General features: G+C 59.4%; 12 protein-coding genes. 4 read left to right on the top strand and 8 right to left on the bottom strand.

All coding sequences use genetic code 11. The features are described 5' to 3' along the window. The first annotated feature begins 42 nt into the window (after nucleotides 1-42). The 4 genes from fabA to HKK53_RS28875 all read left to right on the top strand — a co-directional run bounded on the left by fabA (nucleotide 43) and on the right by HKK53_RS28875 (nucleotide 2,476). Nucleotides 43-558, top strand: coding sequence for a 3-hydroxyacyl-[acyl-carrier-protein] dehydratase FabA (gene fabA, locus HKK53_RS28890; protein WP_042560484.1), 516 nt, complete (start codon nucleotides 43-45; stop codon nucleotides 556-558). 11 nt (nucleotides 559-569) lie between these two features. Beyond that, nucleotides 570-1,790, top strand: a complete 1,221-nt coding sequence (gene fabB / locus HKK53_RS28885; protein WP_054054895.1) for a beta-ketoacyl-ACP synthase I — start codon at nucleotides 570-572, stop codon at nucleotides 1,788-1,790. Nucleotides 1,791-1,927: 137 nt separating this feature from the next. Beyond that, entirely contained in the window at nucleotides 1,928-2,155 is a 228-nt protein-coding gene (locus HKK53_RS28880; RefSeq protein WP_169373571.1) for a hypothetical protein, read from the top strand. A gap of 132 nt (nucleotides 2,156-2,287) precedes the next feature. Further along, nucleotides 2,288-2,476 carry a hypothetical protein gene (locus HKK53_RS28875; RefSeq protein ID WP_169373570.1) on the top strand — a complete coding sequence of 63 codons (189 nt, stop codon included), beginning with the start codon at nucleotides 2,288-2,290 and terminating at the stop codon, nucleotides 2,474-2,476. A gap of 57 nt (nucleotides 2,477-2,533) precedes the next feature. Here the strand turns inward: HKK53_RS28875 and HKK53_RS28870 are convergent, their stop codons facing one another. From HKK53_RS28870 to HKK53_RS28835, 8 genes are all read right to left on the bottom strand, one after another. Next, entirely contained in the window at nucleotides 2,534-3,484 is a 951-nt protein-coding gene (locus tag HKK53_RS28870; RefSeq protein ID WP_169373569.1) for a hypothetical protein, read from the bottom strand. Between the two features lie 211 nt (nucleotides 3,485-3,695). Next, nucleotides 3,696-4,238 (bottom strand): DUF2058 domain-containing protein, encoded by a 543-nt coding sequence (locus HKK53_RS28865; RefSeq protein ID WP_169373568.1) that lies wholly within the window; start codon nucleotides 4,236-4,238, stop codon nucleotides 3,696-3,698. Nucleotides 4,239-4,266: 28 nt separating this feature from the next. Continuing rightward, nucleotides 4,267-5,100, bottom strand: coding sequence for a nucleoside triphosphate pyrophosphohydrolase (gene mazG / locus HKK53_RS28860; RefSeq protein ID WP_169373567.1), 834 nt, complete (start codon nucleotides 5,098-5,100; stop codon nucleotides 4,267-4,269). 135 nt (nucleotides 5,101-5,235) lie between these two features. Then, entirely contained in the window at nucleotides 5,236-7,479 is a 2,244-nt protein-coding gene (gene relA, locus HKK53_RS28855) for a GTP diphosphokinase (protein WP_169373566.1), read from the bottom strand. Between the two features lie 125 nt (nucleotides 7,480-7,604). Beyond that, complete coding sequence (rlmD, locus tag HKK53_RS28850) at nucleotides 7,605-8,957, bottom strand: 23S rRNA (uracil(1939)-C(5))-methyltransferase RlmD (protein ID WP_169373565.1); 1,353 nt, start codon at nucleotides 8,955-8,957, stop codon at nucleotides 7,605-7,607. After that, entirely contained in the window at nucleotides 8,957-9,859 is a 903-nt protein-coding gene (cysM, locus tag HKK53_RS28845; protein ID WP_169374307.1) for a cysteine synthase CysM, read from the bottom strand. The genes rlmD and cysM overlap by 1 nt, the downstream gene beginning before the upstream one ends. Before the next feature lie 349 nt (nucleotides 9,860-10,208). Next, complete coding sequence (locus tag HKK53_RS28840; RefSeq protein ID WP_169373564.1) at nucleotides 10,209-11,633, bottom strand: sensor histidine kinase; 1,425 nt, start codon at nucleotides 11,631-11,633, stop codon at nucleotides 10,209-10,211. Beyond that, on the bottom strand, nucleotides 11,620-12,342 hold the full coding sequence (locus tag HKK53_RS28835; protein ID WP_169373563.1) for a response regulator transcription factor: 723 nt from the start codon (nucleotides 12,340-12,342) through the stop codon (nucleotides 11,620-11,622). Before HKK53_RS28835 ends, HKK53_RS28840 begins: the two co-directional genes overlap by 14 nt. Nucleotides 12,343-12,429: the final 87 nt, after the last annotated feature.

Raw genomic sequence — 12,429 nt, 5'->3', positions numbered from 1 at the left:
GATTTGCCCCACCCTGCCGCACGGGACTATTGAGGAGCTCGCATGACCAAACAAAACGCCTTTACTCGGGAAGACCTGCTGCGCTGCAGTCGCGGTGAGCTGTTCGGCCCAGGTAACGCGCAACTGCCCGCCCCGAACATGCTGATGGTGGATCGCATCACCCATATCAGCGAAGAAGGTGGCAAGTACGGCAAAGGTGAATTGGTCGCCGAGCTGGATATCACTCCAGACCTGTGGTTCTTCGCCTGTCACTTCGAAGGTGATCCGGTGATGCCGGGCTGCCTGGGCCTCGACGCCATGTGGCAACTGGTCGGCTTCTTCCTCGGCTGGCAAGGCCTGCCGGGCCGTGGCCGCGCACTGGGTTCGGGCGAAGTGAAGTTCTTTGGTCAGGTCCTGCCGACTGCCAAGAAAGTTACGTATAACATTCAGATCAAGCGCGTCCTCAAAGGCAAGCTGAACCTCGCTATCGCCGATGGTTCGGTCAGTGTCGACGGCCGCGAAATCTACACCGCCGAAGGCCTCCGGGTCGGCGTGTTCACCTCCACTGAAAACTTCTAAGGGTTATCCGCATGCGCCGCGTCGTTATCACTGGTCTGGGCATCGTTTCGTGCCTGGGCAATGACAAAGAGACCGTCTCCGCTAACCTGCGTGCAAGTCGCCCGGGCATCCGGTTCAACCCGGAATATGCCGAAATGGGTCTGCGTAGCCAGGTTTCCGGCTCCATTGACCTGCCACTCGAAGAGCTGATCGATCGCAAGATCTATCGCTTCGTCGGCCACGCGGCGGCTTACGCCTACCTGGCCATGAAAGACGCCATCACCGACTCCGGTCTGACCGATGAGCAAGTCTCCAACCCGCGTACCGGCCTGATCGCCGGTTCCGGTGGCGCCTCCACGCTGAACCAGATGGAAGCGCTGGACATCCTGCGCGAGAAAGGCGTGAAGCGCGTTGGCCCGTACCGTGTAACGCGGACCATGAGCAGCACCGTTTCCGCTTGCCTGGCCACGCCGTTCAAGATCAAGGGCCTGAACTACTCCATCGCTTCTGCCTGCGCCACCAGTGCTCACTGCATCGGTACCGCCATGGAACAGATCCAGATGGGCAAGCAGGACATCGTGTTTGCCGGCGGCGGCGAAGAAGAACATTGGAGCCAGTCGTTCCTGTTCGACGCCATGGGCGCACTGTCCAGCCAGTACAACGAAACCCCGGAAAAAGCTTCCCGTGCCTACGACGCCAAGCGTGACGGTTTCGTCATTGCTGGCGGTGGCGGCATGGTCGTGGTCGAAGAGCTGGAACACGCTCTGGCCCGCGGCGCGAAGATCTACGCGGAAATCGTTGGCTACGGCGCGACCTCCGACGGCTACGACATGGTCGCTCCAAGCGGCGAAGGCGCCATCCGCTGCATGCAGATGGCCATGTCCACCGTCGACACCCCGATCGACTACCTGAACACCCACGGCACCTCGACTCCGGTCGGCGACGTCGCGGAAATGAAAGGTGTGCGTGAAGTGTTCGGCGCCAACGCTCCGGCCATCAGCTCCACCAAGAGCCTGTCGGGTCACTCCCTGGGCGCCGCGGGCGTTCACGAAGCGATCTACTGCATGCTGATGATGGAAGGCAACTTCATGGCGGGTTCCGCCAACATCGACGAACTGGACCCGGAAGTGGCCGACATGCCGATCCTGACCAAGACCCGCGAAGACGCCACCATCAACACCGTGATGAGCAACAGCTTCGGCTTCGGTGGCACCAACGCCACGCTGGTACTGAAGCGCTGGGCCGGCAAGTAATACCCCGCCGACTCGCAGCACACAAAAACGCCCCGACTGGTTCGGGGCGTTTTTTTTGTGCCTGAGAAAACACCTTCGCTGCAATGCTTTTGTAGCAGCTGCCGAAGCACGAGGCTGCGTTCGGCTGCGGAGCAGTCGTGAATCAACCGACGCGTTTCTTCAGGAAGACCGCGCGCTCAGGTTTTACGACTGCTTCGCAGCCGAACGCAGCCTCGTACCTCGGCAGCTGCTACACGCTGAACGCAGGCTTCGCCAGCGGCTACACATTGTGTGCAGGCATCGCATTGGCGGCGGATTTGTTCGTCGCGAACATGAAACTTTTGTCATCTAACTCAGCCACCTGCGACCGAATGTCGCGTATTTAGCGGGCTCCAGCACTTTTGCAGTTTTCGCAATTATTCGTTGCCGAACGAAAGCATTTACTTAGGAAGCTAACAAAATATATAACGGAGTCCTGCACACGCCTTGCTGCAGATAACAGAGATTGGAGCTAGCAGATGACTGTAAAAGTAACTGAACGCGACGATTCACATAAATCCCACGAAGGCATCGCCGCCGGTATCCGCATTTGGGACGTACATCAACAAGACATGCTGGTAGGGATGTTTCACTCTGAGACCGACGCCCACAGTTACAAGGCCGAACTGGAAACCCAGGAACAGAAACGCGAAGCGTCGGCCAGCTGAGCCTGCGTGATCCGTGAAGCGCCTGCCCGGCCCCTTGCCGGGGCAGGCGACTTCTCATCAGTTCAGGTCCACTACCGCCATATGCAGCGTGTCCTCGATGAGGATCGCAGGCAGTAAATGACTGATCTTGCCCGCTTCAACCTTGGCAAATTCACAACTCCCCGCGCCCATCCCGTCATTCCTGACCGCAAACCGGACACTCTGCGGGTAACGCTCGCCCTCTTCGAATTCCATCCCGCAGGCAATCAGAAAATCGACGCTTGAGTCGATGTCCTCCAACTCGTCATCCCGTTGACCTGGCTCCAGGAAGGCATAGTCCAGGCATAGATTGATGCTGAAAGGACACTCGGGAATTAACGTATTGGAGAATACCGGACCGTAACCACCGGGAGAGTAATGTTCGGCCACTGTCGAGCTGACGTCCTTGACCTTGATCCTTACTTGCTCTGAAAGCTGGAAGAACCAATACCCCTTTTCACTATCGACATAGCTACCAAGATCAATACCGGACACATAACGTTTTGGCCACATCGACAGTGCCGGCAGCCCATCACTTTGCAACTTAAAGTTACTGGACGCCATCAAGTAGTTGATCACATCGAAATAAGCTTCTTGTTCTTCACCCACTTTAATCAAACTGGCACAAGTGCCCGCAAGCAATACAACTTTCCCGTATGGCTCCACCGGTAGCCACTTCATCAGTTTTTCCATGCACTCAGGCATTCTGTCCATGTACGCGGTACTGAGTTCCAACAGCTCCTCTTCGCTCTGTACGCTGCTCCACGGTACATTCCAGAAGAACTCGGGCAAGGTGAAGAACAGGCATTGGCTGTCCGGGCGCAGATCCAGCACCGCTTTGGCGGCGACTTCCAGTCGGTCACTGACGAACTGGGTCCTGCGGTCGAGTTCCTGGCTCACATAGGCCGTCATGGACTGGCCGGGCTTGCGCGGCCAGGAAAACTCGGAATGAAAGGTCGGCTGTTGTAAAGAAGCGATAGTGACAAACATCGAAAACCTCAAGTGCATTTAATAATATGAATCCTTCTCCCCGCTGAACAATTGAATACTTGATGAAATAACAAATACTGCTTGAACGCTATTTAACACCCACGAAAAGAAGAACCCGAAAGAGCGTATCCACACACTCTTTCGGGTTCAAGTTCATTCAAAAGCTTAAGTACTAACGCATGTGTAGTTACACCTGGCTACACCTGCGCACTTACCACATCAGATCATCAGGAATCTGGTAGGCCGCGTACGGATCGTCCTCGGCAACGACTTCTTCGGTCTTGATGTTCATCTGCACGATCCGCTGTGGGTCGCGCTCCTGGATCTTCAGGGCCGCCTCGCGCGGGATCACTTCGTAGCCGCCGGCGTGGTGCACGATCGCCAGGGAGCCATTGCTGAGCTTGTTGCGCATCAAGGTGTTGACGCAAATGCGCTTGACCTTCTTGTCGTCAACGAAGTTGTAGTAGTCCTCGGTGGTCAGCTTCGGCAGGCGCGACACTTCGATCAATTGCTTGACCTGGGCAGCACGGGCCTTGGCCTCGACCTTCTCCTGCTGCTGGCGATTGAGTTCCTGGTCGCGCTTGACCTTCTCGGCCAGCGCTTCCTGAGCCAGTCGCTGCTGGGTATCGTCCTGTTCGATCTGGCCTTTATGGACCAGGCGTTGCTGCTTCTGCTTCTCTTTGCCGACCTGTTTGGCCTGCTTTTGGTTGACCAGCCCTGCTTTGAGCAACTGGTCGCGAAGGGAAATGCTCATGGTGCTTATTTCTCACTTAGGCAACTGCTCAACCGCAGCTGGGCAAATTCTTTTCCTGGCGTTTGGCTTCGCCCCACAGGGCGTCCAACTCTTCGAGGGTGCAATCTTCCATGGGACGATGGGTGTCGCGCAATGCCTGTTCGATAAATCGGAAGCGTCTTTCGAACTTGCTGTTGGCGCCCCGCAGTGCGGTTTCCGGATCGACCTTCAGGTGCCGCGCCAGATTGACCACGGAAAACAGCAGGTCACCGACTTCATCGGCAATCGCTGCCGAGTCGTTGTCGGCCATGGCTTCGAGCACTTCATCAAGTTCTTCGCGAACCTTGTCCAGCACCGGCAACGCATCCGGCCAGTCGAAACCGACCTGCCCGGCACGCTTCTGCAACTTGGCCGAACGGGACAGCGCCGGCAGTGCCGCGGGCACATCATCGAGCAAGGACAGCTGTTCAGGCGCGGCAGCTTTCTCGGCCCGTTCTTCGGCCTTGATCTCTTCCCAGCGCTGTTTGACCTGTTCTTCATTCAGACGCGGAACGTCCAGCGGCGCATACAAATCGCCGGTGGGGAACACGTGGGGATGACGACGGATCAGCTTGCGGGTGATGCTGTCGACAACCCCGGCGAATTCGAAGCGCCCTTCTTCCCGCGCCAGTTGGCTGTAATAAACCACCTGGAACAGCAAATCCCCCAACTCACCCTGCAAGTGATCGAAATCACCGCGCTCGATAGCGTCGGCCACCTCGTAGGCTTCTTCCAGGGTGTGCGGGACGATCGTGGCGTAGGTTTGCTTGATGTCCCACGGGCAGCCGAACTGCGGGTCGCGCAGGCGGTTCATCAGGTGCAGCAAGTCTTCAAGTGAATACATCTTTTTTTAATCTCTACATCGTCAACGCGGTGTGTCGGCCAAACCGTAACTCTGTAGGAGCAAAGCTTGCTCGCGATGGCGGTGTATCAGGTAAATCGCCATCGCGAGCAAGCTTTGCTCCTACAGGGGTTGCGATCACGGCGCACGGTTACGCCGGGTTTCGATGATGTTCGGCAACTGGGAAATCCGCCCCAATAACCGACCCAGTGCATCCAGCCCCGGAATCTCGATGGTCAGGGACATCAACGCGGTGTTGTCCTCTTTGTTCGAGCGGGTGTTGACCGCCAGCACGTTGATCCGCTCGTTGAGCAGCACTTGCGAAACGTCACGCAGCAGACCTGAACGGTCGTAGGCACGGATGATGATGTCCACCGGGTAGGTGAGCACCGGCACCGGGCCCCAGCTCACCTGGATGATCCGCTCCGGCTCGCGCCCACCCAGTTGCAGCACCGAGGCGCAGTCCTGGCGGTGAATGCTCACACCGCGGCCCTGGGTGATGTAACCGACGATCGCATCCCCCGGCAGCGGCTGGCAGCAACCCGCCATCTGGGTCATCAGGTTGCCGACGCCCTGGATCTGGATATCGCCGCGTTTGCCTGGCTTGTAACCGGTGGCTTTGCGCGGAATCAGTTCCAGCTGCTCGTTGCCGCGCTCCGGCTCGACCAATTGCTGCGCCAGATTCACCAGCTGCGCCAGGCGCAAATCGCCGGCACCGAGGGCGGCAAACATGTCCTCGGCGGTCTTCATGTTGGCCTTTTCAGCCAACTTGTCGAAATCCACCGCTGGCAGGCCGAGGCGCGTGAGTTCGCGTTCGAGCAAGGTTTTACCGGCCGCGACGTTCTGGTCGCGCGCCTGCAATTTGAACCAGTGAACAATCTTCGCCCGCGCTCGCGAGGTGGTGACGTAACCCAGGTTCGAGTTCAGCCAGTCGCGACTCGGGGTGCCGTGCTTGCTGGTGATGATCTCGACTTGCTCACCGGTTTGCAGGCTGTAGTTGAGCGGTACGATGCGCCCGTTGATCTTGGCGCCACGGCAGTTGTGACCGATTTCGGTGTGCACGCGGTAGGCGAAGTCCAGCGGTGTCGAGCCTTTCGGCAAGTCGATGGCGTGACCGTCCGGGGTGAAGATGTAGACCCGGTCCGGCTCGATATCGACCCGCAACTGTTCCGCCAGGCCACCGATGTCGCCGAGCTCTTCGTGCCACTCAAGGACCTGACGCAGCCAGGAGATTTTCTCTTCGTAGTGGTTGGAACCGGATTTGACGTCGGTGCCCTTGTACTTCCAGTGCGCGCACACGCCCAACTCGGCTTCTTCATGCATGGCGTGGGTGCGAATCTGCACCTCCAGCACCTTGCCTTCGGGGCCGATCACCGCGGTGTGCAGCGAGCGGTAGCCGTTCTCTTTCGGGTTGGCGATGTAGTCGTCGAATTCTTTCGGGATGTGCCGCCACAAAGTGTGGACGATGCCGAGAGCGGTGTAGCAGTCGCGCATTTCCGGCACCAGCACGCGAACGGCGCGCACGTCGTAGATCTGGCTGAACTCCAGACCCTTGCGCTGCATTTTGCGCCAGATCGAATAGATGTGTTTGGCCCGGCCGCTGATGTCGGCATCGACGCCTGTGGCGGTCAATTCGTTTTTCAGCTGGTTCATCACGTCGGCGATGAAACGCTCGCGATCCAGGCGCCGCTCATGCAGCAACTTGGCGATCTGCTTGTACTGGTCGGGCTCAAGGTAACGGAAGGACAAATCCTCCAGTTCCCACTTGATATGACCGATACCGAGACGGTGGGCGAGCGGCGCGTAGATGTCGAAGACTTCACGGGCGACGCGGTTGCGTTTTTCGTCGTCGGCGGTTTTCACCGCACGAATCGCGCAAGTGCGTTCGGCCAGTTTGATCAGCGCGACGCGAACGTCATCGACCATCGCCACGAGCATCTTGCGCAGGTTTTCCACCTGGCCCTGCGTGCCCAGCACCAGGGATTGACGGGGGCTCAGGCTGGCGCTGATCGCCGCCATGCGCAACACGCCGTCGATGAGTTTGGCGACCACCGGACCGAAGCGCTGGCTGACCGCTGGCAATTCGATCTGGCCTTCGCGCACGCCGCGATACAGGATCGCCGCCACCAGCGAATCCTGATCGAGTTTGAGGTCGGCGAGAATCTCGGCGATCTCAAGGCCCGTGCGGAAACTCGAGGTCCCTTCGGACCAGAGGTTTTTCGCCGCATTGGCTTGCTGTTCAGACGCACGAGCGAACTCGCACGCTTCCTTCAAGGCTTCGCGATCCAGTGCCTGATCGACAGTGACCGCGTGATCGAGCCAAGCCTCGAGATTGATACTGCCGTCGGTGTTGATCGGCTGGTGTGCTCTCACCTGTACCATCTTGCTTTACCTTCCCTACGACGCAGATTCAATGCGTCAAATCGCTGACCTTCATTGCCCGTGAGCCCGCGCCGGGCGAGTGCGCGGCGGCTGCACGGGCGGCCAGTCGGACCAGACGAGCCATCCTAGCTCGCTTCAAATAACGCCATGGCCTCGACATGTGCCGTCTGAGGAAACATATCGAGAATCCCGGCACGTTTTAACCGGTAGCCCTGCTTGATCAATTCGACCGTATCGCGCGCCAGAGTTGCAGGGTTGCACGACACATACACCAACCGTTCGGCGCCCAGGGACTTGAGCTTGCGCACCACCTCGAAAGCACCGTCACGCGGTGGGTCCAAGAGTACCGCACAAAAGCCTTCGCGCGCCCATTCGGCATCAGCCAAAGGCTGGGATAAATCAGCCTGAAAAAACTTGGCATTATGCAGATTGTTGCTAGCGGCATTCGCAGCGGCGCGCTCGACCATCGCCTGCACGCCTTCGACCGCCACCACTTCGCGCACGGTCCTGGCCAGCGGCAAGGCAAAGTTGCCCAGGCCGCAGAACAGATCGAGGACGCGTTGATCAGCTTCAGGTTTCAGCCAATCCAAGGCCTGGGCCACCATCGCTTCGTTGACCCCGGCGTTGACCTGGATGAAATCCCCCGGCCGATACGCCAGGTTCAAATCCCATTGCTCCAGGCGATAACCCAGCGCCTGATCGACATCCACCGGTTGCGGTTCACCGTCGCCATGCAGCCACAACTGGGCTTCATGGAATGCGCAGAAATCCTTGAGGATCGTCAGGTCGGCCTCGGACAACGGCGCCATGTGCCGCAGCAAGACCGCCAGCGACGAACCACTGAACAATTCCACATGGCCCAGCGCCTGAGGTTTGCTCAAGCGACGGAGCATCTCCGGCAGGCGGGTCATGATCGGTTGCAAGGGCTGTACCAGCACCGTGCATTCGCTGATCGCGATGATGTCCTGGCTGCCCGCAGCGCGGAAACCGACTTCGAGTTTTTTCGCCTTCATGTCCCAGCGCACCGCCACGCGGGCGCGACGGCGGTAACCGAATTCCGGACCGCTCAATGGCGCTGCCCACTCTTCGGGTTCGACACCGGCGACCTTGGACAGTTGCTCGGCGAGCATGCGCTGTTTCAGGGCGAGTTGTTCACTGTGGGGCAGGTGCTGCACGCTGCAACCGCCACAGCGACCGGCATGCGGGCACGGTGCCGGGCGACGCAGTTCGCTGGCCTGGAATACGCGTTCGGTACGGGCCTCGACCACTTTGCCGTGGGCATTGAGCACCCGCGCCTCGACCTCTTCACCGGCCAATGCGCCGATGACGAACCAGGTGCGACCTTCGAAAAACGCGATACCGCGACCGTCATTGGCCAGGCGCTCGATGCTCAAGCGCTGCTTTTTGCCGGTCGGAATTTGTGGGGCCTTGCTGCCGCCCGTGGGTTGGAAGCGCAGGCCTCTCTCTTGCTTGGCCATCAGTTGGGCGCGTCGAAAATGCCGGTCGACAAGTAACGGTCGCCACGGTCGCAGATGATCGCGACGATCACCGCGTTTTCAACTTCTTTGGACAGGCGCAGCATCGCTGCCACCGCGCCGCCCGAGGACACGCCACAGAAGATGCCTTCTTCGCGGGCCAGGCGACGGGTCACGTCTTCGGCTTCGCTTTGCGCCATGTCGACGATGCGGTCGACACGATCGGCTTGATAGATCTTCGGCAGGTATTCCTGCGGCCAGCGACGGATGCCCGGAATCGCTGAGCCTTCCATCGGTTGCAGGCCGATGATCTGTACGTTGTCGTTCTGCTCTTTCAAGTAGCGCGACACGCCCATGATGGTGCCGGTGGTGCCCATCGAACTGACGAAGTGAGTGATGGTGCCCTCGGTCTGGCGCCAGATTTCCGGGCCGGTGGTGGTGTAGTGCGCCTCGGGGTTGTCCCCGTTGGCGAACTGATCCAGCACCTTGCCACGGCCTTCGGCTTCCATTCGCTGGGCGAGGTCGCGAGCGCCTTCCATGCCTTCTTCCTGGGTCACCAGGATCAGCTCGGCGCCATAGGCCGTCATCGCAGCCTTGCGTTCGGCGCTGGAATTGTCCGGCATGATCAGGATCATCTTGTAACCCTTGATCGCGGCGGCCATGGCCAGCGCAATCCCGGTGTTACCCGAGGTTGCTTCGATCAGCGTATCGCCGGCGTGGATCTGCCCGCGCAACTCGGCGCGGGTAATCATCGACAGCGCCGGACGGTCCTTGACCGAACCCGCCGGGTTATTCCCTTCGAGCTTGAGCAAAAGGGTATTGCTGGTGGCGCCAGGCAGGCGCTGCAAACGAACCAGCGGAGTGTTGCCGACGCAATCGGCGATGGTTGGGTACTGCAAGGTCATGGCGTAATTCGCAATCCAGACTGCGGGGGCGCCTATCATACCGGCAAACGTTCGCAGGCCATATCACGCAAAGTGTGGTGCTTATGGCTTATGGGAATAAGGGGCGAATGCAGGACTCGTCTTCATTGCCCAGTCCGCTTTGGCAATCAGCGTAAATGGGTGATTTGTGTCAGCACTGCTGACACATTTGCCGGTTGGGAAACATTGCACTCAAACAGCACAGCTTTAGCTTCCATTGCGCCAGGACAAATGTCTCATCAGTGGTGAGACTTTCTCTCAGCTTAGGAGACTGTGGTGGCTGGTAAGGCCTCTTCACGAACAGCCTCGCTCCCATAGGGGTCGGGGATGACTACACAATTTGTGTGCGACACCGCTCCACTGCGGGAGGGGGCTTGCTCGCGAAGGTGTCATCACTGGCGACACCGCTATCCGCCACCAACCGCATATTCAACCGCAACCCCACCTCAGTGTTCTCAGCCCACAGCGTCCCACCCTGGCGCTGCACCGCATTCCTGGCAATGCTCAACCCCAATCCAAACCCGCCATCCCCCGGCCGCGAACCATCGAGGCGGATAAAGGGCGAAAAGATCCGCTCCAGATCGTCTTCAGCCACCCCGCCGCCCTGATCCTCCAGCCACAGATGCCAGAAGCCGCCATCCCGCCGTCCACCCAGACTGACAATGCCTCCGGTTGGCGAATGCCGAATGGCGTTGCGCACAATGTTTTCCAGGGCCTGGGCCAAGGTATTCAGATGCCCACGGACCCAGCACGACGAATCCACCGCGCAGTGCAGCCGGCTCGCCGGCCAGCCACTTTCATAGCAGGCGTTTTCCGTGAGCATGTCCCATAGCGCCTGGATCTGGATCGATTCGTCGGGCAACCGGGTGCGCTCGGTGTCGAGCCAGGCCAGTTGCAGGGTGTCGTCCACCAGTCGCTGCATGCCATCGACTTCGCGGCCAATGCGTTCGCGCAATTGCAACAGGCCCTGCTCGCTTTCGCTGGCCACGCGTAAGCGGCTCAAGGGTGTGCGCAGTTCGTGGGACAGGTCGCGCAGCAATTGTTGTTGCAGGGCGACGGTGCTTTGCAGGCGCTCGGACATGTGGTCGAAGGCGCGGCCCAGTTCACCCAGCTCATCCGAACGATTGGTGGTGTGACTCGACAGGCGCACTCCCAATTGATCGGCACGCCAGGCGTTGGCCTGTTCGCGCAGGCTGTTGAGCGGAACCACCAGCAATCGATACAAACCAACGCACAGCAGCAAGGTGAACAGTCCGGGAATGACCCCATTGGTAATGACCCGCCAGAACACCCGGTACTGCCCGGGCATGAAACGCGATGGCAATTCGATCACCAAATTGCCAGTGCGGGGGTCGCCGGGAAAAGGCACGCGCAACCACGGCAGGTTTTTCTTGTGAATCGGCCAATCCAGGCCACGCAGGAAGGTCAGGCGCTCGATTTCCTTGTCCGTCAGCGGTCGGCTGCTCAACGACTGCAAATCACCCCCCACGACGCCAACCCAACCGGTTTCACGCTGTTGCATGCCTTGCAGCCAGGCATCGATGCCCGCACGCCGCCCCTCCTGCCACGCTTGCTCGGCCTCAGCGGCGTAGCGCGTCAGGGTGCTGCGGGCGGTATCCGACAGGAACTGGTTGCGCTGCTCCATGTAGCGCCCCCAGGACCAGCTCAACCAGATCATCAGCAAACAGAACGCCACCAACAAACACGCCAGTTTCCAGAACAGCGAGTGCCGGCCCGGCAGGTCAGACCATTTCATCGATGGCACTCAATACGTAACCCTTGCCCCACACCGTGCGCACTTCCCGCTCGGTGTAGCCGATGGCCTTGAGCTTGCGACGGATCTGGCTGATGTGCATGTCGAGGCTGCGGTCGTGGGCCGCGTAGCCCCGTTGCAGCACGTGCTGATAAAGGAAGGCTTTGCTCAGCACTTCATCATTATTGCGATGCAGGGTTTCCAGCAGCCGATATTCGCTGCGGGTCAGGCCGGCGGCGTGTTCGCGATAGAAGACTTCGCACTGGTCTTCGTCGAACAGCAGGTTGTGAACGGGACTGATCACCGCGAAAGGCTCAGGCCGACGGTCAAGCGCCACCCGCCGCAGGATGGCTTCGATGCGCACCCGCAACTCGGCCATGCTGAAGGGTTTGGGCAGGTAGTCGTCGGCGCCCAGGCGAAAACCGCTGATGCGATCGGCCTCGGCGCCCAGTGCCGACATCAGTACCACCGGAGTGGAATGGCTCTGGCGCAATTGGGTCAGCACGTTCAGCCCGTCCAGCCCCGGCAGCAAAATGTCCATCAGCACCACATCGAACGGTTGCCCGCGGGCGATGGCCAGGCCTTCCTGGCCGTTCTGGCACCAGGTCACCTGAAAACCGCAACGCCCCAGGTGCTCGTGGACATACGCACCGAGCACGAGGTCGTCTTCTATAGACAGGATACGAGGATGGCCAGCAGTGATGGGAGTCATGAGTATCTGCAAATAATTCTCAGTTGGGGATTATTCAAGATTGCCTTGCCAGGGGCAACCGAAGGTTTGCCCGGTAAGCAAAAGCGC

It is taken from the genome of Pseudomonas sp. ADAK7 (assembly GCF_012935675.1).
GTDB lineage: Bacteria > Pseudomonadota > Gammaproteobacteria > Pseudomonadales > Pseudomonadaceae > Aquipseudomonas.
The sequence above is the reverse complement of the archived record's forward strand: the minus strand, read 5'-3'. Positions and strand labels throughout refer to the sequence as shown.